The organism is Marinobacter sp. C7 (assembly GCF_022343555.1).
In the GTDB taxonomy this organism is placed as follows: domain Bacteria; phylum Pseudomonadota; class Gammaproteobacteria; order Pseudomonadales; family Oleiphilaceae; genus Marinobacter.
This window is the reverse complement of the sequence record NZ_JAKQZH010000001.1, coordinates 1,571,557-1,594,258: the sequence shown is the minus strand read 5'-3', so window position 1 is coordinate 1,594,258 and position 22,702 is coordinate 1,571,557. Positions and strand designations below refer to the sequence as shown.

The 22,702-nt window shown below is 58.5% G+C and carries 19 protein-coding genes; 4 read left to right on the top strand and 15 right to left on the bottom strand.

All coding sequences use genetic code 11. The features are described 5' to 3' along the window. Position 1: 1 nt before the first annotated feature. The 6 genes from MD273_RS07325 to MD273_RS07300 all read right to left on the bottom strand — a co-directional run bounded on the left by MD273_RS07325 (position 2) and on the right by MD273_RS07300 (position 6,449). Positions 2 to 853, bottom strand: a complete 852-nt coding sequence (locus MD273_RS07325; RefSeq protein WP_353050301.1) for a DUF4892 domain-containing protein — start codon at positions 851 to 853, stop codon at positions 2 to 4. A 52-nt stretch (positions 854 to 905) separates the two neighbouring features. Then, positions 906 to 1,685, bottom strand: coding sequence for an alpha/beta fold hydrolase (locus MD273_RS07320; protein WP_239037084.1), 780 nt, complete (start codon positions 1,683 to 1,685; stop codon positions 906 to 908). Positions 1,686 to 1,836: 151 nt separating this feature from the next. Further along, entirely contained in the window at positions 1,837 to 2,187 is a 351-nt protein-coding gene (locus tag MD273_RS07315) for a PilZ domain-containing protein (RefSeq protein WP_008171779.1), read from the bottom strand. A 121-nt stretch (positions 2,188 to 2,308) separates the two neighbouring features. After that, entirely contained in the window at positions 2,309 to 3,340 is a 1,032-nt protein-coding gene (gene holB, locus MD273_RS07310) for a DNA polymerase III subunit delta' (protein WP_239037083.1), read from the bottom strand. Beyond that, positions 3,337 to 5,430 (bottom strand): transglutaminase TgpA family protein, encoded by a 2,094-nt coding sequence (locus tag MD273_RS07305; protein WP_239037082.1) that lies wholly within the window; start codon positions 5,428 to 5,430, stop codon positions 3,337 to 3,339. Before MD273_RS07305 ends, holB begins: the two co-directional genes overlap by 4 nt. Beyond that, a complete protein-coding gene (locus MD273_RS07300) occupies positions 5,427 to 6,449 on the bottom strand; it encodes a DUF58 domain-containing protein (RefSeq protein WP_239037081.1) in 1,023 nt (340 codons plus the stop codon). Before MD273_RS07300 ends, MD273_RS07305 begins: the two co-directional genes overlap by 4 nt. 177 nt (positions 6,450 to 6,626) lie before the next feature. Between MD273_RS07300 and MD273_RS07295 the strand changes: the two genes are divergently transcribed. Beyond that, positions 6,627 to 7,244, top strand: a complete 618-nt coding sequence (locus MD273_RS07295) for a hypothetical protein (RefSeq protein WP_239037080.1) — start codon at positions 6,627 to 6,629, stop codon at positions 7,242 to 7,244. Between the two features lie 129 nt (positions 7,245 to 7,373). Here the strand turns inward: MD273_RS07295 and MD273_RS07290 are convergent, their stop codons facing one another. Together MD273_RS07290 and MD273_RS07285 are read right to left on the bottom strand one after the other, a co-directional pair. Continuing rightward, positions 7,374 to 8,315 (bottom strand): DUF6160 family protein, encoded by a 942-nt coding sequence (locus tag MD273_RS07290; RefSeq protein WP_239037079.1) that lies wholly within the window; start codon positions 8,313 to 8,315, stop codon positions 7,374 to 7,376. A gap of 166 nt (positions 8,316 to 8,481) precedes the next feature. Next, positions 8,482 to 9,096 carry a hypothetical protein gene (locus MD273_RS07285; protein WP_239037078.1) on the bottom strand — a complete coding sequence of 205 codons (615 nt, stop codon included), beginning with the start codon at positions 9,094 to 9,096 and terminating at the stop codon, positions 8,482 to 8,484. A gap of 179 nt (positions 9,097 to 9,275) precedes the next feature. Between MD273_RS07285 and pabB the strand changes: the two genes are divergently transcribed. Then, on the top strand, positions 9,276 to 10,634 hold the full coding sequence (pabB, locus tag MD273_RS07280) for an aminodeoxychorismate synthase component I (RefSeq protein ID WP_239037077.1): 1,359 nt from the start codon (positions 9,276 to 9,278) through the stop codon (positions 10,632 to 10,634). A gap of 121 nt (positions 10,635 to 10,755) precedes the next feature. On the opposite strand, the gene thrH is transcribed toward pabB, so the two are convergent. Further along, positions 10,756 to 11,370, bottom strand: a complete 615-nt coding sequence (thrH, locus tag MD273_RS07275; RefSeq protein ID WP_239037076.1) for a bifunctional phosphoserine phosphatase/homoserine phosphotransferase ThrH — start codon at positions 11,368 to 11,370, stop codon at positions 10,756 to 10,758. A 210-nt stretch (positions 11,371 to 11,580) separates the two neighbouring features. Here thrH and MD273_RS07270 point away from each other — a divergent pair, with 210 nt between their 5' ends. After that, on the top strand, positions 11,581 to 12,303 hold the full coding sequence (locus MD273_RS07270) for a phosphoadenylyl-sulfate reductase (protein ID WP_239037075.1): 723 nt from the start codon (positions 11,581 to 11,583) through the stop codon (positions 12,301 to 12,303). Positions 12,304 to 12,333: 30 nt separating this feature from the next. Here the strand turns inward: MD273_RS07270 and cysB are convergent, their stop codons facing one another. Both cysB and MD273_RS07260 read right to left on the bottom strand, forming a co-directional pair. After that, on the bottom strand, positions 12,334 to 13,311 hold the full coding sequence (cysB, locus tag MD273_RS07265) for an HTH-type transcriptional regulator CysB (RefSeq protein ID WP_239037074.1): 978 nt from the start codon (positions 13,309 to 13,311) through the stop codon (positions 12,334 to 12,336). 25 nt (positions 13,312 to 13,336) lie between these two features. Further along, positions 13,337 to 13,519 carry a hypothetical protein gene (locus MD273_RS07260; RefSeq protein ID WP_239037073.1) on the bottom strand — a complete coding sequence of 61 codons (183 nt, stop codon included), beginning with the start codon at positions 13,517 to 13,519 and terminating at the stop codon, positions 13,337 to 13,339. On the opposite strand from MD273_RS07260, the gene MD273_RS07255 reads away from it, so the two are divergent. Further along, positions 13,506 to 16,244 carry a winged helix-turn-helix domain-containing protein gene (locus MD273_RS07255; protein ID WP_239037072.1) on the top strand — a complete coding sequence of 913 codons (2,739 nt, stop codon included), beginning with the start codon at positions 13,506 to 13,508 and terminating at the stop codon, positions 16,242 to 16,244. The two genes, MD273_RS07260 and MD273_RS07255, sit on opposite strands and share 14 nt — an antisense overlap. 250 nt (positions 16,245 to 16,494) lie before the next feature. Here MD273_RS07255 and dinG read toward each other — a convergent pair whose 3' ends face one another. The 4 genes from dinG to MD273_RS07235 all read right to left on the bottom strand — a co-directional run bounded on the left by dinG (position 16,495) and on the right by MD273_RS07235 (position 22,690). Further along, complete coding sequence (dinG, locus tag MD273_RS07250; protein WP_239037071.1) at positions 16,495 to 18,684, bottom strand: ATP-dependent DNA helicase DinG; 2,190 nt, start codon at positions 18,682 to 18,684, stop codon at positions 16,495 to 16,497. Further along, positions 18,684 to 19,394 (bottom strand): general secretion pathway protein GspB, encoded by a 711-nt coding sequence (locus tag MD273_RS07245; RefSeq protein ID WP_239037070.1) that lies wholly within the window; start codon positions 19,392 to 19,394, stop codon positions 18,684 to 18,686. Before MD273_RS07245 ends, dinG begins: the two co-directional genes overlap by 1 nt. A gap of 3 nt (positions 19,395 to 19,397) precedes the next feature. After that, positions 19,398 to 21,107, bottom strand: a complete 1,710-nt coding sequence (locus MD273_RS07240; protein WP_239037069.1) for an AAA family ATPase — start codon at positions 21,105 to 21,107, stop codon at positions 19,398 to 19,400. A gap of 95 nt (positions 21,108 to 21,202) precedes the next feature. Beyond that, positions 21,203 to 22,690: a DUF3336 domain-containing protein gene (locus tag MD273_RS07235; protein WP_239037068.1), complete on the bottom strand. Its 1,488-nt coding sequence runs from the start codon at positions 22,688 to 22,690 to the stop codon at positions 21,203 to 21,205. Between the last annotated feature and the right edge of the window lie 12 nt (positions 22,691 to 22,702).

Sequence of the window (22,702 nt, the reverse complement as noted above, 5' to 3'; positions counted from 1 at the left end):
CTCACCTCGAAATGACGGTTACTTCCACCCGATCTCCCTGGCGATCCGGGTTCTCCATGGGTATGAAGGGGCCAACCACCAGTATCTTCTGCTGCTCACCGGGTATCCCGATTCTCGCCAATACCTCGGAAAGGGATTCCGTCGCACCCCTGGCGCGCTCAAGGGAATCATCCAGCGATTCCTCCGCGCCAAGAGATGAAAAACCGACCAACACAACCACAGCACCCTCTTCCGCGGCGCGCTCCCGCAGGTTGCGGCGGTCGGTCGCCTCCCATTCGAACTTATAGGTAAAGCCGCCCTCGTAAGGGACAATCAGTGGCCCGAAAATCCTGTCGGAGACGGTGTCAAATCCAGGCACAACGGCCCCGTCGCCAAGACTAAAGTGTTCTACCCATACATATTCCCGCAGATTCCCGCGAGTTACGGTGTAAACAAGCGTCAACCAGCGGGTTCCATCCTCAGCCAGCGAACCGGCAACCAGGTAATCCTGCTGCGAATCCCTGCCGTTGAGGACCGCCTGACCGAAAATGCGGTTGGCCCAGATTACGCTCCGGCCACAGCTGACACCGGAACATTCGAAGAGAACGCTGGCGTTTCGCGCCTGCAACAATCGCTGGTAGTAATCCCGCGCTTCTTCCCGACTTGCATCCCGGTTCAGCAGGTACATCCGCCCTTCCCCTGACACCGGCAACCGGGCCATGGTCTCGGAACGGATTTCATCATTCACTTCGCGCACCGGACTAAACAGCACCAGGTGCCCGCCAGACTGAATCCCCGTACTCGTCTCGAGCTCGGACTGCGGAAACGGTTCCGGAAAGCCGGATGCAACCGCTTCCATAGAAAGTGTAGCCAACAGGACCAACACCCCGCCAAGGGATTTGACCAACCGCTTTGTGCTCAATTGTTTAACCATGGGTCAGAAATGCCTTTACCGCCTCTGCGACCGGCCCGGTATCACCATCGAGATGGCAATGGTGTCCGCCCGGAACATCCGCCACTGTGAGATTCCTGATCCGCTCTGCCCGGTCATTCAGGCCCTTGCGCTGCGCAAGGAGGCCTTCTTCGGCGCGGACAAACAACGTTGGAGTTTCGATGGCCTCCAGTGACGCCAATACCTGCTCTTCCGTCATCATGAGAGGCGACGGGTGTCGCAAACGCGGATCAGTACACCATACGTAACCGTCTCGAAACGGTTTCATGTTTCGGGGAACGAGGGTGAGTGCGGCCTCATGGCTAAGCGGGCTGACACCTCCTTCCCGGGCCTTGGCCGCTGTTTTCAGATCCGGGTAAACCACCGACTTGCCGGATCCGTTCAGGCGCTTTCTGATGGCTCTTCGCAACTGGGGAATGGTTTCTTTTACCGGGCGGCTGATGGCACCGAGACTGTCAATCATCACCAGGTGCCGGACCCTTTCCGGGAATGCAGCCGCATAGAGGGCGCTGACGATGCCGCCGAGCGAATGCCCCACCAGATCGACTCGGCTTTCGCCCGCCTCACTGAAATGGCGCTCAATCACCTCCGCAAGATCGGCCACATAATCCATCAGCAGATAGGATTGTCCCGGAGACCGGTGGCCGGATTTTCCATGGCCAGCCATATCAATGGCATGAACATCGGTAATTTTTGCGATTTCGGGTGCCAGCCTGGTAAAGGTAAGACTGTTATCCAGCCAACCATGAAGCATCAGGACTGGTGGTTGTCCTGCGATTCCGGGGTTGGCGGACCATGAAAGACCCGCCAGGCTTATATTCTCGAGTTGCCAGACGGTTTCCGAGCAACACAATCTGCCGGCTGACCTGATGGTTTCAGACATATCATTCATGAAGCGTGCCGCCTCACATGGTGTGCGTGGGGCGATCAGAGCTCAGGGAGCCGGCCAGGTAGGATTCAATCTTCGTCCGAGCAGTTTCATCATCACCGTTGAACTGAACACCGATACCTGCGGCCCGGTTTCCCTGGGCACCCTTAGGCGTTATCCAGATAACCTTTCCGGCCACGGGGATCTTCTCGGGCTCGTCCATCAGGTTAAGCAGGAGGAAAACCTCATCACCAAGCTGATACTGCTTCTGGGTCGGGATAAACAGACCGCCCTGACGGATATACGGCATGTAGGCGGCATACAGCACTGCCTTATCCTTGATGGTCAGGGTGAGAATGCCACTGCGCGCGCCAAAACCTGGGCCCATATCTGACACCTTTTATTGTGTTGTCACGGTAAATCGTTCATACCGGGATACGAAAATCCCTGTCGTTTCGAAATCATAGCAGGTAGCACCCCCATAGGCGTAGCCCCGGGCAGGAATGCCATCAACCTGCTCTTCGCCGCCTGGGCATCAGGGCCTGCCAGGCAAGTAGCAGGCGACTGGCCTCGAGTTCGGGATTGGCGTTATAAACGCCGGCAGCTCTGGACTCACGAATCATGTCCAACAACTCGTGGGCCCGCCAGGCCGGGTTCCGCCTGGCGAGAAATCCGAGCATATCTGCCGCTTCGGAATCTGCTGGCTGGCCACCGGCGGCCATACGAGCCAGGTCGGCGGCCCAGCCCTCAAACAGAAACAGTGAATCTTCCAGCCCCATGGTCTTGAACGCCTTGGCGGCCTCAGCCAACGGCAGCTGCCCCTTCATGAACTGACGGAAGCTGTCGAATGCGTCATCCCTGAGCTTGAGAAAATCACCATTGACATACTCGAGAGCCAATCGGGGTGCGTTACCCGCCAGCATCAGGGCCTTGGCCAGCGCCTCTGCGGAGGGACGCTGGTCTTCGTCCAGCTCCGTTACGCGCGCGACCAGCCACCGCTCCGCCTGCTCACGGGCCGGAACCGGGATATTCAGGGTCTGGCAACGGGAATGAATGGTCGGCAGTACCGGACGCCCACTTTCCTGCAAGAGCAGCAGCGTCACGTCCGGCAGCGGTTCCTCCAGCGTTTTCAACAAGGCATTTGCTGCATTGACGTTGAGCTGGTCGGCCCGGTCAATGATCGCCACCTTGTGATGGGCGACCTGGGGAGAACCCACCGCAAAGGAAGACAAAGCACGGATCTGATCTACCTTCACCATTCGGGATTTTTCCGGCGCGTAGATCCGTACATCCGGATGACTGCCGGCGGCAACAAGCCCACACTGCTTACACTGGCCACAGGCCACAGGGAGACCCGCTTCATTCTTGACCGGCCGGTCGCAAAGCAGCAATCCCGCCACCGCTTCCGCCCAGGCACGCTTACCGACACCCCGCTCACCGTTGATAATCAAGGCATGGGGCAGGCGGTCGTCGGCTACGCGAGCCTGGATCTGTTGCCAGGCCCGTTCGAGCCAGGGCATGTCTCGGGCAATATCGGTCACTTTGCTGGTCCGGATTCTCTGTTTGACTGGCGCCGCGGCGAGGTTTCCCGCAACTGGCGTTTCATGGTGCCAAGTAACCGCCGCATGCGCCGCAGTTCCTGATCGTCGGATTCAGATGCCGCCTTATAGTAATGGCTGTTCACCATCCGGGCAAAACGTCGGGCTGTTTCGGTAACCGAGGGCCGGGCTTGCGCCAGCCGGTCTGCAAGGGTACTGGGCGTTTCACCCTGCCGGACCGGAACGCCGACACTCTCGCAGGTCCGATGCCAGGATAGCAGCACTTTCTGGAAGTCGTCCCGGCGTTCACCCCGACGCAGCTGCAAGGCTGAAAAAATGCCGGCAACCAGCAATCCAGCACCGACAACGCCGGCAGTCAGATAGCCAAGCTCTCGCATCCCGATACCTCCCGGCAAGCGTGACATCAGGTCCATCTGGCTTTGCCCCTGGTAACCGACCACCCACCGCTGCCATTGGTAGTTAATGCGATCGAGCTGGAGGCTGGCCCATTGCACCAGCGCCATGTCACCGTACTTCTGGGCCGACAGAACCTCGTCTTCGAGGAAGGAACCCTCCCCAGCCACTGCGTCCCTGAGGCCGGACTCAATCCGTTCCGGGGAAATCGCTGCGGTTGGATCAATCCTCACCCACCCCCGGCCATCCAGCCATGCTTCAACCCAGGCATGGGCGTCGTATTGCCGCACGATCAGGTATTCGCCACCCGCTCCGGGCTCCCCCCCCTGATAACCGACAACCACTCGGGCCGGAATACCTGCTGCTCTCAGCACGAACGTGGTCGCACCCGCATAGTGGGCGCAAAAGCCCCGCTTGACATCGAACAGGAGGGCATCAACCCCGTCATCGGGCATGGCCGGCGGCCGCAGGGTGTAGAAGTACTGCTGCTCCCGGAAACGACCAAGCAACGAATCCACAATGCCTTCATCAGAAAAGCGCTGCTCCAACTCACGAGCCAGCTCCCGGGCCCTCGGGTTTCCGGAGGCCGGAAGCTGCAAAAACCGGCGCCGCTCTGCCACGCCCAGCTCATTCCCATCACCACCCACCGGGGACTCATCGAGGCTCAGGCGGTAACGCATCGGGCTGTCCGCGGGGCGGCGGAAGCGGAACAGATCATCGCCCTCTTCCACCACGTTGTCAGAGATCGCCGAGGAGCCCTCAAGGGCAAACGCCCAGCGCTGATCGGTCGGCTCCATCAACACGTCATATTCGCGGTCGCCCAGCGCCCCAACACCTCCGTCCATGGCAATGCGACCCGGGCGGCGGAAACGCTCGCCTCTGCCCTGGCGCCAGGTTTCACCATCGAGGTAATCCAGCACCAGACCACGCCAGTAACGATCGCGATAGGCGGGCATTTCGCCTCCGAACGTTGCCCGGAAGGCCCGCTCGCTGCTCTGCGCCAGATTTGAAATGTCGCCCGGTCGCATGGTGTCGGTTATCCCCGAGCGGGCCTCTCCCGACACCAGAGGCACACTCCAGAGCGGTGCCATGCGGGGGAAGAAAACAAACAGCAGCACCACAACCGGCAAGGTTTTCAGCAGCAGTCCGCCCAGGCGGCGCCAGCCGGAGGGCATATCGCTGGGCAGGTCCGGAGCATTGAGCACCTGCAACCCAACCAACAGCAGCGCCACTGCCAGGAAGTTTACCAGTGCCCAGAGGATGTTCTGCTGGAACAGGAAGTTGACCCCGGCCAGGTACACAAGAATGAAAAACAGCACGTAGAAATCCCGCGCCGAACGGGTTTCCAGCCACTTCAGCCCCACCGCCAGCACAAAGAACGACGCCGCAGTATCCACGGTGAACCGGCCTTGCACTGTGGCAACATAAACAGCGATCAGCACCAGCATGATACCACTGCGCAACCAGCGCCCGGGCAGCCGGACCCTGCCTTCCTGCGCAAGCCAGCGCCATAGCGCGAGTATCCCGCAGGCGACGACGAGCCATACCGGAAGCCGGTCCCACTGGGGCGCCAACAGGATCGCAAAACTGCCGATCAGCCACAGCAGGGCATTCGAGGGCAAGGCATTTTCAGGCTTTACTGCCTCCCGCCCAGAAGCGAAAGCCGGGGGCAGTTTCATACCGGAGCTTCCTTCTCCCGCACAGTTTCATGCCATCGCGTGCCATGCGCAGCTGCAACGGAATCTCTCGGGGGAACCTCTCCCCACACTCCCAGGGCACGCAAACAGCGGTTAACGTGAGCAGGCCCGTGATCGGGCTCAATCACCTGCCCCGGCAGATTCAGACCGAACGGAGTATTGCCCCTGGCCCGCTCCAGCACCTGCCAGGCGAGGTAACTCAGTCTCAGCTCGTTGTCCGCACCCGCAAACGCATAGAAGTCCAGCCACTGCGGGTTGCCCTGCTCGCCTTCCCAGTCCGCCACCACCATCTGTCCCGTACGGGCGTAGCGTTTCCACATGACGCGCTGACTCAAGTCACCCTCGCGCCAGGGGCGAAGGTCCGCGTTATCATTTCCGATGGTTGCACGCTGGGCACTGTCCTCGTCTCCGTCTTCAACCGTGCTGCCGGAATCTGGCGCAACCACGGGCCGGGGAAAGATGATCGCCGGCGATACCGGCCTGATCCACGACCAGGCTTTGAGCAATCCGAAAGGAAAGCGGGTTTCGACCCGAATCATTTCCGGCCTGAGATACCCGCGATGGGCTGAAGTAACCAGCAAGGTCACATCCATTGCCTGCCCTGCCGCGATATGGAATGGGGCAACCCTGGAATCCTCACAGGAAAGGCGTATTGAAATGGCCGGACCTTGACCCGCGGACGCGCGAAACCTGTAGGGCACTTCGTCACCGGCAAATCCCTCACCTGGTTGCATGACTGTTAACTGCAGACCTGAGAGGTTACGGTGGGTTTGATGCATGGCGCCGACAAACAGTGCTCCCAGAAGAAACGTGGTGAGATAAATGAGGCTGTTCTGGTAATTGATGCCCGTGATCAGCATCACCAACAGCAAGATACCGAAGACCACACCGGCCCCGGTCGGGAGAATAAAAATGTTTTTCTGATTGAAAGACTGACTGTCTGATCGGGGGACCCGCCGATTCACCCAGCGCTGCCAGCGTTCGCGAAATACTTTGATCATCCTGCCCTTCTGGCCATTTACGAACGGAAAAGTTCCACGACTATACCAATGAAACTGCGGCTTTTTATAAAGATACTGACAATTCAAAGAGACTGATCACAATCCCGCCCGCACTCGGTTGAAAAACTGTCCAACAAACCGAATACTGAGAAGCAGATCAAAGGACGAGGCCACATCATGAAAGGCACACATCTGCTTGCAGGCGCCATTGCAGGCCTGACCGCCAGCCTTGCGGCAAACGCCGGGGTGGAAGCCCTGACCTCCGACGAAATGGTGGAAACCTACGTCAAGGACTCGGCGGTTATCATCGTACCCAGGGAAAAACGAAAATCCGAAGCTGACCGGCGACGCATCATCCGCTCCCTGACCATTTCCCCGGGCGAACCCGTGCTCACCGAATCCGAGGAACAGGCCTACCGGGATCTGCTGCAGAAGTATATGGAAGAAGACCGGGAAGACGCACTGGCCGCAGCGGAAGAGGAGTTTATCCGTCGTGCCCTGTTACTCCCCACCGACCAGCTGGCTGCCGCGCAGCCGATCGCCGAGTTCACCCCTACCATTCCACCACTGATTTTCGGCCAGCAAATGGAAATTCCGGATGAGCCGTTTACCCAGACGTTCCTGAACGATCAGTTGGGAATCGGGTTCGACGGTCAGAATGTGAATTTCTCGATTGGCAATCCGCCGGGGATTGATCAGATCCGTATTCCGGAGGCGATCAATGAAGGGCCGATCAGTTTGACGCCGCGGGCCGGAGGTGGGTTTGATCTTTCTATTGCGGTGCCGGAGCAGTAGCTGGCAGTTTCGCGCTACAACAAAAAAAGGCAGCGGTACAGCTGCCTTTTTTTATGCCCCGCCAAGATTTTGGGGCAAAAAAACGCCCCGCGTCGCGGGGCGTTTTACCAACACTGGTATCAGGTCAGATTAGTGACCGTAAACAGCCAGCCTGGTGTTCTGCACATGCAGGTTGTCCAGAGCGACAGAACCGATGCTGGTTCCGCCGATAGCAACGCCAGCAATGTTCATATCCATCACTACGTTATTGACGTCAACACGCAGCACGTCGGTTGCGGTGGATGCACCGAGACCATTGCCTTTGTAAACGTCCATATTGACGTTCGCGAAGCCAGTAGCAATTTTCAGCTGTTTCTGTTGAGCAGGGTCTGTCAGATCCAAACCAAGTTCTGTTTCGGGAGCCTCTACAGTTCCATCACCGTTGTAGTCAAAGTTATCGCCAGCGCCAGTAATGGACATTCCTTGGATACCAACTGCCAGGAACGGGACATCAAAGTTCATGTTGTTGACCGTAAAGGCAGTATCAATGTTCAGAGAACCATCGCCGGTGCCACCCAGAGTCGTCGCGGCATCTTCGGTGTCGACGCGGATATCGAGCTTGGCCAGCATACCGTAGGCACTCAAGCCGGAGATCAGCGTGGTGCTTTCACCAGCTGTACCTTCCAGAGTCATGGACGAAGCGGTGAAGCCCCAGTCGATGGGAAGCCCACTAATGGTGTGAACCGAAACTACCGCATCGCCGTCAGCAGCGATGTCAATATCGATCGCCAGATCATCCAGCAACTGGGAAGCGGCGAGATCAGGAGTGCCGTCACCGTCGGTGTCGAAAAACGGGTTCGCGCCTGTGATCAAACCAGCACCACCCAGCTCAATGTCGTTAACATTGAAGGAGCCTTCATCGGTGTACTTGAACTGACCGATACTGACCTGGGTTTCCAGTTCAATGGTCACACCGGCCTGACCGGTGACATTACCCATCGCGGAATCGTTCAGTGCCGTCAGTTCTGCCTGTGCGGCGAACGGGGCAGCAGCTACGGCTGTAGCAAGTGCAATTTTCTTCAGGCCTTTCATTCTTATCTCCTTATGAACTCATCATTATTTTTATGTGAGTCTGTATTTTTCGAAGCAGGATCTGTGATCCCACAAATCCATTTAAGATTGTTTTACAGTCCTAATCCGTGATTGCACTCACAATTCTCAACCACACTGAAACGAACGGTTACAAAACGGATTTGCGTCACGTTTTGCTCTTTTCCTGCCCCTCACTCTCCGCTTTCCGGCCGTCGTAGAAGAGTTCATATGGCTTTTTCTGGGTGTTGGGCTTGCCAAAGCTCAGGTCTCCTTGCTCAAAGCGGTACGGAACCACCTGTAGACCTGAAAGCCCAAGACGATGCTCATGTTCAATCGCAAGCACTCGGGTGTTTCCATCCTCCTCGACTTTGCCTGCATAGACTATTGCGGTTGCGAGGATCTTACCGTGTCGGGCGAGCGACTTGAGAGCTGCCCTGAACATCAGCACCTTCATGGTTGCGGCGGCTTTTTCGCCACTTTCGCCCAGCCGGACACGCTTGACTTCACCATCGTTCATCATCATCCAGGCGGCAGGAATGACGACCCCGCTTTGCTCCAGCTCTGCACCTACCTCTTCACGAGCAACGGCCGTTAAAGTCTGCATATGCCTGGCAGCCAGGCTCGCATATCGCTTTATTTCATCCGAGGTCAGCTTTCCGTCAGAGAGTGCGTTGCGATCCGGAATTTCGGCGTCACCTTCGTCTTGCGCCAGTACCGTTTGCGATGCAGAAGTCAGCACGATCAGCACCGATAAAAAAAGTAGTTTCATCTTGGCCATCATAATTTTTGTCCTTATATTCTTTCGTCTTTTGGAGAAGGCCGGGCGTTAGTGCTGTAAAATATCGAGCATTCAGTCGCCCTTGCTTCTTCGTCTTTTTCATTAGATCAGCGGCGCGACAAACCCGACAACGCCCGTTTTGTGCCCTGTTTATCATTCTTCCAAAATTCTTCGGAGGTACCTTGAGCCCGGCTACAACTCGCCAGATTTCCCGGGAAGAGTTCACACGTTTGCTGCAACATGCCTCACAACAGGTTGATTTTGTTCACGTAGGTACTGTTGGAGAAGGTGCGGGACGTGGGACCTGGCGCGGGTTTTCATGCGGGGCTGCGGAAACTCACGTTTTGCAACCGGGTAAGGCGGACAGCCAAACGCTGGTGCAGTTGGCCGGGGAAATGGAATCGCAAACCGCCAGATACACCGAACGCGCAGACAATCCTGAATGCCTCGTCGGTGGCTGGATTGGCTTTCTGAGCTATGAGCTCGGTTATATACGCGAGCCGCGTCTCGCACCCATCTGCCCCACGGTTCCGGTGCCGCTGTTTTCCGCAGGCCTTTATCTCTGGATGGCCAGCCATAACCGGCAGACCGATGATTATTATCTGTGGATTCATCCTGAGTGCCCGCAGAGCCTGATTGAGCAGATCACCGGCTGGCTTTCTGAGGCTGATTGCCAGGAGCTGTGTAGCTGGAAAATTACCGAGCCGTTCAAAGCCAGGCAATCACCGGAATCCTTCAAGGCCAGTGTCCAGGCCATTCGGGATTACATCCAGGCCGGAGACTGCTATCAGACCAATCTGTCCCAGGAGTTTGTGGCGAAGTTTCGCGGCAACCCCTGGTGTGCATTTCAGGCTCTGGCGGCGGAAAACCCCACGCCTTATGGCGCCTTTATCCGCGCCGGAGAATATTCAGTTCTTTCCATCTCGCCGGAACGCTTCCTTGAGATAGAGGGCCGGACGGTAAAAACCAGTCCAATCAAGGGAACACGTCCCCGGGGCAGGACGACAGCGGAGGACGCAGCGCTTGCAGATGAGCTTCAGGCCTCCGAGAAGGACCGGGCTGAGAACCTGATGATTGTGGACCTGCTTCGCAATGACCTGAGCCTGAATGCGGCCACCGGCTCCGTATCAGTGGACGAGTTGTTTGCCCTGGAGTCCTACCGAAATGTACACCACCTGGTCAGCCATATTCGCGCGGAACTGGCTGATGGCGTTTCACCGTTGAAAGCACTGTTTGATGCGTTTCCCGGAGGTTCGATCACCGGCGCACCGAAGATCCGGGCGATGGAGATCATACGGGAGCTGGAACCGCACTGGCGTGGGCCCTACTGTGGCTCGGTGTTTTATTACGGGCTCGATGGCCGGCTGGACAGCAACATAGCGATCCGGACGTTGCTGTGTGATGGCGAGGGGACCATCCGGTGTTGGGGTGGCGGCGGCATTGTGGCGGATTCGGATCCGGAGGCGGAGTACCAGGAGACGTTGGCCAAGGTGGGGTCTTTGATGGGGTTCCTCGAAGAGTTGGAGGTTGGCGAGGAGTGAAATTGGGGTCAGATGAAAGCTTTCATCTGACCCCGGGGTCGGGAGCCCTGGCCTCGGGAGGTGAAGATGGGGTCAGAAGAAAGCGTTCTTCTGACCCCCGAACCGGACGTCAGGGCACCGATCAGCAGTCGTGAACGGCGCTGGCTTTAAGGAATTCCTGCTTGAGGTCGTCGAAGTTGTGGACGGCCGGGAAATGGGGGAATTCGTCGATGACGTTTTGCGGGGCGTGGAAGAGGATGCCCTGCTCAGCCTGGCCCAGCATGGTGGTATCGTTGTAGGAGTCGCCGGCGGCGATGACGCGGTAGTTCAGCAACTGGAAGGCGCGTACGGACTGACGCTTGGGATCGCGCTGACGCAGCAGGTAGTTTGTGATCTGGCCGTCTTCGGCGACTTCGAGTTTGTGGCACAGGAGCGTCGGGTAGCCCAGCTTTTTCATCAGGGGCATGGCAAACTCATAGAAGGTGTCTGACAGGATCACCACCTGGAAGCGCTCGCGCAGCCAGTCCAGAAAATCCCTGGCACCAGGCAGCGGGTCCAGCTCACCGATCACTTCCTGGATTTGCGGCAAACCGTAGCCGTGCTGGTCGAGAATGCGCAGGCGCTGCTTCATCAGCACGTCGTAATCGGGAATATCACGGGTGGTGGCCTTGAGTTCTTCAATGCCGGTTTTCTCGGCGAATGCGATCCAGATTTCCGGGATCAGTACTCCCTCAAGGTCAAGACATGCCAGTTCCACAATGGTCTCCTGATTACGTCGGTCGGTGGCTGAGCTGCCGCTCGTGTTTGATCAGGGGCGTATGATAAGGAAATCCGTGGCGGAATGCATCGTGATTGTGTGCTGTCCCGTCCAGGCAGCATGGCATAAACATATAGATTGTCATTCCTTCAGGCTATGAGGGATTTAATGTTAGCCTGCCTGAACATTGGATAAAGGTACGCTTACGCAATGACGGATATCGACTCCCTACGCGCGGAACTTGAAGGTCAAAGCCCCAGAGCCATTCTCAAGGCCGCGCTGAATCGTTATGACAACATCGCCATCTCGTTCAGTGGTGCCGAGGATGTGGTGCTGATTGAAATGGCGCACAAGCTGACCGACAAGCTGCAGGTCTTCACCCTGGATACCGGTCGGCTGCATCGGGAAACCTATGAGTTTGTGGAGAAGGTCCGCAACCATTACGGCATCGAAATCGAGGTGCTTTTTCCCGACGCGGCGGAAGTGCAGGATCTGGTCAATCGCAAGGGGCTGTTCAGTTTCTACGAGGATGGGCACTCCGAGTGCTGCGGCATCCGCAAGGTCAATCCCCTGAAACGCAAGTTGGCCACCGTCGACGCCTGGATTACCGGCCAGCGCAAGGACCAGAGTCCCGGTACCCGTAACGATGTGCCGGTTGTTCAGGAAGATACGGCGTTCTCCACGGGTGACAAGCCCCTGGTGAAATTCAATCCGCTGGCTAACTGGACGTCACAGGAAGTGTGGGATTACATCCGTATGTCGGAAGCACCCTACAACGCGCTGCACGAGAAAGGTTTTGTAAGCATCGGATGCCAGCCGTGCACCCGGCCGGTACTGCCGGGCCAGCATGAGCGCGAAGGCCGCTGGTGGTGGGAAGAAGCCACCAAGAAGGAATGCGGCCTCCATGCCGGAAACCTGATCGCGAAAGACTGATCAGGTTCCCGAGACCAGATAACTGCCCACCTAGTAGGTGGGCAGTTCCACATCCTTGAACAGCTCCTCGATCTCCGTCCGACTGCCCTGATGCGCAACCGCCGCATCGACCCGCTCTTTGGTGAGGTGGGGCGCAAACCTGAGCATGAAGTCGTACATGTAGCCGCGCAAAAAGGTGCCCTTGCGGAAGCCAAGCCGCGTGACACTGGGACGGAACAGTTTGCGGGCATCCAGAGCAACCAGATCCGTGTCTGTTTTCGGATCGAACGCCATGCTGGCGATAATGCCGACGCCAAGGCCGAGGCGAACGTATGTCTTGATCACATCCGCATCGGCTGCCGTGAACACCACTTTGGGGGTCAGCCCCTGTGACTGGAACGCCTCATCCAGCTTCGAGCGACCGGTGAAGCCGAACACATAGGTGACCAGCGGGAACTCCGCCAGTTCAGGCAATGTCAGCTCCGGCTTCTGAGCCAGCGGGTGGTCCTTGGGGACGATGACGCTGCGGTTCCATTTATAGCAGGGCATCATGATCAGATCGTTGAACAGCTCCATCGCCTCGGTGGCAATCGCGAAGTCCACCGCTCCGTTGGCCGCCATCTCGGAGATCTGCATGGGTGTACCCTGGTGCATATGCAGAGAAACGTCAGGATATTCCTCGATGAAGCCCCGGATAATCGGGGGCAGCGCATATCGGGCCTGAGTATGGGTGGTGGCAATGCTCAGGTCACCCTTGCGCTGATTGCTGAACTCCTGGGCGATTTTCTTGATGCCTTCCACCCGACGAAGGATCTCCCCCGCTTCCCGGATGATGATCTCGCCACCGGGAGTAATCCGGGTGAGATGTTTTCCACTGCGGGCAAACACTTCGAGGCCCAGTTCGTCTTCCAGCAAACGAATCTGCTTCGATATTCCGGGCTGCGAGGTGAACAGGCTTTGGGCGGTCGCGGACACGTTCAGATCGTGATGGGCAACTTCCCAGATATAGCGCAATTGTTGTAATTTCATCGATTGCTGCACTCCCGCATAAAAACTATGGGTTTAATTCTTTTTTATTATAGATAAAACCTTTTTCAAAGTTTAGACCAAAATTGCATTTACGCATCATTTGACCACCATCTGAGTCATTAGAACGCTTGACTTGTCTGACGCAAAGCACACAATCCGCTAAACGATCACATTTTCCGGCATTCAGGGAACCAATGCTGCTTACCACTAAATTCCTCCGGCCCAGCTGCGATCCGAGAGCGGTTCCCCGTGATCGGCTGCACACCCTGCTGGATCACGCGGGAGCGAAACGTCTGGACCTCGTGATTGCCCCCGCCGGGTTTGGCAAGACGACGCTGGTCAGTCAGTGGTGCGCCCGCGCCACCTGTCCCACGGCCTGGCTCGCACTCGACGAGCACGACAACCAGCCCCGACGATTCTGGCAGTATGTGATCGGTGCGTTCGAATATGCCGGCCTGCCGGGCATGGCCCAATGTCAGAAGCAGCTCGCACAGGAAGAGGACCACGATTCGACCGCAGTCATTACCATGCTGATCAATGAGCTTGCCCGGGACGCCGGTGCCTGGGCGCTGGTGCTGGATGACTACCATTTCATTCAGGATGACTCCATCCATCGCCAACTGGCCTGGTTTCTCGATTACCTTCCACCCGGCGTTCTTGTTTGCCTGGCTTCCCGCACTGAACCGCCCCTCCCCCTTGCCCGGTGGCGGGTCCGGCGCTGGGTGGAAGACATCCACCCGGGCTTGCTCGCATTCTCCGACCAGGAGTGCCAGCAATTTTTCCGGGACACCATGGGGCTCGACATCAACGAAGACGAAGCTCGTAAAATCTGCCGCAAAACCGAAGGCTGGGTTGCGGCGATGCAGTTATCTGCACTCTCCGGTAACAGCAGCATTACCCGGGATGGGCTGGCAAAACCGACCGGAGGCCTTGCGGTAGACGAACGCCACATCAGCGATTATGTATTGAGCGAGGTGCTGGAAAAGCAACCGGCCCACCTGGCCGACTTTCTTCTGGAAACCGCTTGCTGCCCCCGGCTGAATGCCTCTCTGTGTAACAGCATCCGGGGACGTGACGACAGCCAGGAGATACTGGAAGAACTCCTGCGCCAGAACCTGTTCCTGATTCCGCTGGATACTCACAATGAATGGTTCCGTTACCACGACCTGTTCCGGGACGCCCTGGCAAACCGTCTGCAGCACACCCGGCCGGAACTGGCCGAAGGGCTTTGGCGAAACACGGTAGACTGGCTTCTGGCCCATGGCCACGTACAGGAAGCGATTGCCCAGATCGTGCGCCACCAGGACTGGCCGTGGCTGGCCCGGGTACTGTCCGAGCATGGCAACAACCTTATCCACGGCGGTTTTCACCTTCCCGTACTGGATTGGTTGGGCTCGCTACCGGAGCACCTGTTGGGCGACAGCCCACAATTGCAGATGCTGAAGATCTGGGGACTGTTTTTTGCAAACCGCGTCGACAGCCTGGAGCCCCTGCTGGCTGCCCTTGAGGATCTTCTGGACCGGCGTGTCGCGGACTCCCACCCGGATGCCGAGGGAGCGCTCGGGCTGCACAGCGAGATTTCCCTGATTCGCTCCTACCTTGCCCGCTCCCGGAGTGACGACAAGGCAGCCAGCGACCTCACCCGTCGCGTGCTGCAGGAGATCGACCACACCCGGATCCCATTGAAATCCGTTACCTACTACGGAATTGGTCTGGACTGTTTCGGACGCGGCGAATTACCCGAGGCAGAGGATGCCCTTCGGTCTGCCGTCCACTATGGTCAGGTTGAGCGAAAGCCCAGTACCGTCCTCTCCAGCGGGGGCTTGCTGGCCTGGATCCAGTACAACCGGGGCGAAATCGACCTGGCCCTGGAATCCTGTAACGAGGTGCGGCAATGGGTCGACAAGCATTACTCCGACCCGAGCCAACCCCGACTGATTTCCTGCTGGCAGAACAGTGCGCTGAGCGAGATCCACCGGGAACGGAACGAGCCCGAACTCGCCCACAGCCACCTGGCGCCCCTCCTTGAACACGTCAGCAACGGCACCGAACCCGGCCAACACGTGGTGATCCAGTACGTAAACGGGCACCTGGCCTTCAGTGAAGGCAGGTTCCGGGACGCCATCGAAGCGCTGGAGGACGCCTGGCAAATCAGCAGAAAACGCAGGGACCACATTGTATTCGAGCCTCCCGCCAGTGCTGCCCTGCTCGCTCGCTGTTTCCTCGCTGAGGACCTGCCTGAAAAGGCGGCAAGCATCATGAGGGCCGCGGAGAGCGATGAGGCCTGCAACCCCCTGAACCAGGAGCAGTTGCGCATCAGCCAGTCCAGGGTGTTGAACGCCCTGGGCAAGCCCGAAGAAGCGCTCGAGTGTCTGCAGGGACTGAGAGAATCCGCGGTACGCCACGCTCACAACCGGCATCTGGTGGAAATTCTGCTGGTATCTGCCGAAGCACAGGCACTTCAGGAAAGGCACGAAGATGCCAGATCCTTGCTGAATGATGCTCTCGAGCTTGGCGCCGGCTCCGGGTTTGTCAGGCTGTATGGTGAGGAGAGCCTCCGGGTCCGGCAAATGTTGCTTGACCAGCCGACCCTGCGGACACCGGGCAGCTGGAACAGCCGCGTACTGCTCATGCTGCGTGAACTGGAGGACCTGCGGGACCGGAAAGAACAGGAACCGGCCAGCCCCTCAGCTTGCAGCCAGGCATCGATGCCGGCAGCAGACCGGGGGCTCATGGAGCCACTCAGTCAACGGGAAATGGAAGTACTGGCACTGATCAACCAGGGCCTGGCCAACAAGGACATTGCCAGGAAGATGGCCGTCGCCCCCGCGACGGTCAAGGCACACATTCGAAACCTCTATGGCAAACTCTCAGTGGGACGCCGGACCGAAGCCCTGGCCAAAGCGCGGGAGCTCGGACTGCTGGAATCCTGAGGGGTTAGCACGACCCCAAAGTGTGACGAACATCTCATTTAATCACGATTTTCCCGATTCACTACGCCCTTTGGACGATCCGTCTACGCCCCCTGCTCCCTTATTATTCCATCAACGGTGAGGCAAAGCCCCACCTAGGAATTCTGGAACTTCAGGCCTTCAGATTTCTCTTGTACCGCGTTGTTTCGACGCCCGGGTTCGAAAAGAACCCCTTCGCCAGGAGCCGTCCATTTGGGCGGCTCTTTTTTTATCAGTGCTCGATAATCCGGCGGAACGGTGGCAGTGCGTCCAGCAACAGCTGGCCATAGCGGCGGGCAATGATACGCCGGTCCAGGATGGTCACTCGGCCAGTGTCCTTCTCGGTGCGCAGCAATCGACCGACCGCCTGGACCAACTTGACCGAGGCATCAGGAACGGTGATTTCCATAAACGGATTGCCACCGCGCTGCGTCACCCATTCGGCGAGGCTGGCTTCAATGGGATCGTCCGGAACCGAAAAGGGCAAACGCGTGATGACTACGTGGTGCAGATACTTGCCAGGCAGGTCAATGCCCTCGGCAAAGCTGGCCACCCCGAAAAGAACACTCGGCCGACCCTCATCGACCCGGGCGCAATGCTGTCGCAGGACCTCGCCTTTGGCCATATCGTCCTGGGTCAGGATCAACTCCGGATACTCCGGCGCGAGGACATCGCGCACCTGCTGCATCTGCCGGCGCGAGGTGAACAGCACCAGTGTGGCTTTTTCTCCTGCCCAGAGCCCCGGCAAGCGCTCTACCAGAGCATCGGTAAAGGCATCGTCAGTGGGCATGGCTCTCATGGCGGGTACTTCCACGGTCGCCATTTCGCCATAACGGAAGGAACTGGGAACCACCAGAAATTTGCTGGCCTCCGGCAGCCCGGCCCGGGATTTCAGGCGGTCAAACCGGCCCAATGCCGTCAGGGTGGCACTGGTGAGCACTGCGCCATAGGCCCGGGACCAGAGTCTGGCGTACAGCAGGTTATCTGCGAGGACAGGCGAGCTGTAGAGGGTAATGTCCTCCGCGTGGTCCCAGCGCTGCCTCACGGCCCAGCGGGCCGGAGGCGGGCTCTTGGGATTGCGTGCAGGAGTGTCCTGCTCTTCATCAGCCTGTTTTTCCTGGCCGGAAGGTCTGGCCTGGTCACACCACGCCGCCCATAGCCTAAGCTGCTCCTCGGACCGGCTGTGGAAAGAACCGATCACAGGGTACCAGGCCTCGGCAGTATCACGATCTATCTCGTGTTCCTTGCGATCATCAAAGGCAGCCTGGAGTTCATCGGCAAGGGCCCCGAGATGGCGGACCAGCCCGGCCGTGGCGATTCGGGCATCCGCCGCCAGCTCCGCCAGTTTCTCCGGCAATTCACCCTCCGGATAGCGCCACTGCGCACTCCGACGCTCCTCGTTGAATTCCCAGCCGGTGTTATGCTCCGCGTCCTCATAAACCCTCGCAAGGGCCTGGTCCACGTCCCGGGAAGCTGTACTGATTTTGTCCAGGGTCTTGACTGCCTGGGAGCCCGGTGCCAGGAATGGCTGCATCTTCACCAATGCCTGGGACAATTGCTTGAGCCACTGGCGCGTGGCATTCAGGGGAACCGAGGCCGCAAAATGGTTGAGGGCCTTTTCAGGCAGGTGATGGGCTTCGTCAAAGATGAACAGTGCATTTTCCGGCTCGGGCAGGATGGCGCCGCCTCCCAGTGCCAGATCCGCCAACACCAGGTCGTGGTTGGCCACCACGACATCGGCGTCATCCAGATCTTTCCTGGCATCGAAGAAGGCGCAGCTGTCGAAATAGCTGCAATGACGGTTCGTGCACTGCCGGTGGTCCGTGGTGACCTGACGCCAGACGTCGTCGGGAATCTGTTCCGGCCAGTGGTCACGATCCCCATCCCATTTTCTGGAACCATAACTGGCGAGCATTTCCTCGAAGAAGGCCCTTGAGCCGGGTTCGTCGCCAGACGGGGTATCCAGCAGAAACAAAGGCATGGTATCGCTGTCTCCATTGCCCTCGTCGTGGAGCCGGGCCTCCAGGCGGGACATGCACAGGTAACGCCCCCGTCCTTTGGCAAGGGTCCAGGAGAAGTCCAGCTTGCTGTGTTTTTTCAGGTCCGGAAGGTCCTTCAGCACAATCTGGTCCTGTAATGCCACGGTCGCCGTGGAAATGACCAGAGTCTTCCCCAGTGCCTTTGCGACCGGAATTGCAGCGATCAGGTAAGCCAGGGTCTTGCCGGTACCGGTTCCCGCTTCGACCACGCAGGTGGCGGGAGGCGAGGTCCGCTGGCCATCGTTATCGGTGATCTCACCCATGTAACGGGCGATCTCGGCGATCATCAGTCGTTGGCCATAGCGGGCCCGGATGTCCTTGCCAGCCAGGACATCCCGGTAACCTTGCTGGATCTGCTGCTTGATCTCTTCCGTCAGTGCCATCAGCGGGGGCTCACCCAGTCACGGACGGTGCCTACCCTGAACGATTGACCCTGCTTGCTCAGGACCACGCCGTCTTCAGTGATGCGCTCCACCGTCAGACCGCCAAAACGGTCTCCGGCACGAAGATAGTTGTCATTGATCATTACCCGGCTTGACGACGGGTCGGACGAATAGAGGTGACTGTTAAAGGTCAAATCGGGAATGCTCTTCTGGAATGACAGGGGTAACTCGACAAGATGCGGTACCCTGCCTGAGCTTTCGGTTTCAGGCAAGACCGGATCGTCATCCCTTGCACTGACTGAGGGCACAATGATGGTCGGCTTTTCCACAACCTGAGGCGTCGGGACAGACAGAGGTTCCGGGTCCTCGACGTCGCCGGTCTCGGCCACCGGGTCATCCGGAGTTGCCTCCATCGCCGGTTCCGGAGCCATATCAGACGCGACGGGATCCGATTCCTCCCGGGTTTCGCTGCTGGCAGGAGACGGGATCTGCTGTCCGGTCTGGACCGCAACCAGGCCCCGTTCCGGCCAGAACACCACCCCAATAACCGCCGCATTTACCAGTAACGCCAGGGCAACCCACACCGTCGCAGAAAGCCCCCCCTTTTTCTTGGGCCGATGAATCAGCTGGACCTGCTGGCCAAGATCGGGAACTTTGCCCTGACGGCGCTCGGTTTCGGATTTCCGGAGTGCATCGAGGATATAGGACACTGCTTACCCCTTACTGCTCGAAATGCGGGGAACCAGTCGCGGCCCCGGGGCACCCAGATCGTTGTTGATCTGGATAACGGTCATGGCACCGGCAATGCCATCCACCGTCAGCCCCCGGATTTCCTGGTACCAGCGAACCTGTTGTTCTGCCGACATCCGCTTTACCCGACCGTTTTCAGAGGTGGAGGTTGTATACTGGTCGGCCAGCTCCATCATTCTGGCGCCAATCCACAACTGCTCGCCATTGCCGGAGGCGTAGAAGTTGTCACCGGTCATATACTCCGGCAGACGCCACAGTACCCGGTACTCGCCAAACCAGAAGTTTTCCAGGCTGGCAAAGGACATTTCCCGCGCTTCGCCACCGGGGACCACGACCTCCGCGAGGTCTCCGTTGAGGGATTTCAGCACCGCATAGCCAACCTCCCCCGCCTGGTTCCGAAGCTGGAGCATGGCAGGGCGGTTCAGGAACTCGAGGCTGCGGCGCGTCCCCTGTCGTTCAAGGCATCCAAGACCTACAGTCCGGGCGTAGTCGCAGGCAATGGGATTATCCGCGGCCCGGTAACTCTTGCCCCACAGACCAAAGAGCAACCGGAAGGCGCCCGGAGCGTCAACCCGGTCCTCATGGAACTGAAAAGCGGCGAGGGCTTCCCTCGCGGGCCCGGTGTCCGGCGGTCCGGCGTCGGAGGCATCCTCTGAGGCTTCGACCGTCGCCTCCTGTGCCTCGGCCTCCCGCTCGACTGCACCCCCCAGCCCATTTTCGGGTTCCAACGCCAGTTCGAGCGTGTTGGCCAGCGGCCAACGGTCCACCAGCCAGACCGTGCCCATAATCGCAACCAGAACAGAAGCGACCAACATCAGGTACTGCGCCCCTCGGCCAGAACCTTTGCGGGCGGTAACAGGAGTGGAGCCGCCACCCCGGACCTCCTTTGCGGCCTGTTTGATATGACCCGTGGTGATCTCGTGCTCGCCTTCGGCGTAGGCCCCCAGCAGGGCCCGGTCGCTGATCAGGTTGATCAGGCGTGGAATGCCCTGGCTTTCTTTGTAAAGCCGATTGATAGCGCCCATGGAGAAGATATCGCCGCGCATCCCGGCGACCCCGAGGCGATACTTCAGATACGCAGGCAGCTCGGCACGGTTGATGGCATCGAGGTGATAGCGCGCCGTAACCCTCTGGTTGAGCTGACGCAACTCGGGCAGGGACAGGATCTGCTGCAGTTCGGGCTGCCCGAGCAGGACGATCTGAAGCAGTTTCTTCTCGGCGGTCTCAAGGTTGGTCAGCAGCCGCAGCTGTTCCAGCACTTCGGCTGAAAGATTCTGCGCCTCGTCAATCATCAGAACCTTGTGACGACCTGCGGCATGGGCGCTGAGCAGGTCCTGATTGATCAGGTCAACCAACTGCTTGATGGTAGCGCCCGGCTCGTGGGGAATCTCAAGCTCGTCGCAAATTGCCGACAATAACTCCTGGGCGGACAAGCGAGGATTAAGTATCAGGGCGATGTCGACATGTGCCGGGGCATTCTCAATGAAACAGCGGCTGACGGTGGTCTTGCCGGTGCCAACCTCGCCGGTGATCACGATAAAGCCACCCTGCCCCTGGACCCCATACATCAGGTGAGCCAACGCCTCCTTGTGACGCTCACTCAGGTACAGATAGCGGGGATCTGGCGCGATCGAGAACGGCGGTTCCCGGAACCCGAAGAAATCGTAGTACATGGATGTCCAGTCAGATGCTCAGGCACCGGGTAACGGTTTCACCTACCCGGTTTGTCATGTCGGTATGATAGCGCCCGTTTCTGCGGCGTGTCATCTCAGGATGCATTGGAATCGGCATTGCTTATCAGCCGGAGTTCCGCGGTTCGCCGGTTCTGCTTCTTGAGGCGCCTCACACACCGTTCCAGGGTTTTTGAGATCCTGGCATGGGAGCGGATCATCGAAATCTTTGGCCACGTGGCCCGCTCCCCCGCCAGAATCATCTCACGGACATAGTCCGGCTCGGGGTTCGCCAGCATCCGGCTGAAATCCCGCACCGAGTAGGACGGTGCAATGGTGACATCGCCGGAATAGCGCTGGGCCATGATGGTGTACAGCTGCCCCGATACCTGTCGGAGCAGCTCGGGACGCAACCGTTTGCGCAGATAGTCAAACACCCCCTGACCGTGGAACTGGATCTCGGACTTGAGGAGGTGCATCGGCAAACTGGCGAGAGACAGTTTTTCATCCTCGCCCCGGCCGCTGAGGAACGGAACCACGTGCGGGTTGGTCTGGCTGACGATGGTAAAATTCACGTCGTACAGATGCATCAGCCGCTCAATCGGCAAATCACTGACCACGGAGCCATCGACAAACTGCACTTTGGGCATGTAAGGCAGGGCATTACCTTGGAGATCCTTCTTCATCAGCGTGACCGGCGGGAAGATGCCGGGCACCGCGGCACTGGCCAGCGCCGCGCTCCAGACCATCAGGTAAGGTGACGTGTAACCACACAGGAGCCGGGCTTTCTGATGCGCCTGGACGGGCGATACGCTGACGTTGATCGACCGACCGGTACGCTGGTAAGCCTCCTCGAACGTGTATTCGCCAATATTGGCACGCAGGCAGGACCGGAGCTGATCCTGATCCATCAGACCGTCGCCGCGCATGGCACTGAGCAGGCCCCGCCATTTCCAGGCCTTGAGGTTGTGATTTTCCGGGACCAGCATCTCCGGAATCTCGGCGTCGGTATGAACACCCAGAATGCCCGCTATGATGGCACCACTGCTGGAACCGGCGACCACCTGCGGCAACAAGCCCTTCTCCCACAGAGCCTTGATTACCCCGAAATGAAACATGCCCAGGGTGGCACCACCGCTGAGCAGAAGGGTCGGCCGACCATAGCTGGTCAACGTATCGCGAAAGAACTGGAGCTTGTCCGCCACCGGAAAACCGGGCACCGGGTTGTCGCAAAGGTAATCCAGGGACTCACAGACCTGGGTAATGTACTCCTCGATCAGGTGTTTGGTGCCTACCCGCGACCGGGTGTAAAGAGCGGGGTTACCCATATTACCGAGATCGTGGTGCAGCCCCTCACGTAAAGCCCTTTTGAGCCGTTCAAAGTCATTCTGCTGGCGGTACTGTTTGAGGTTGCTCAGACGATCGTAGATCAGCTCATAGTGGTAAAGGTCAGAGTAAAACTCCTCCTTCCACTCGGCGTTCCCCTCGAGGAAGTCCAGCTCCAGGGCGGCGGCTTTCCAGACTTCGTAATTCGGAGCCTCGGCCAGCATCTTCCGGTACTTCGAAATCCTCGCGTCCTTGATCACCTTGCCTCCTCT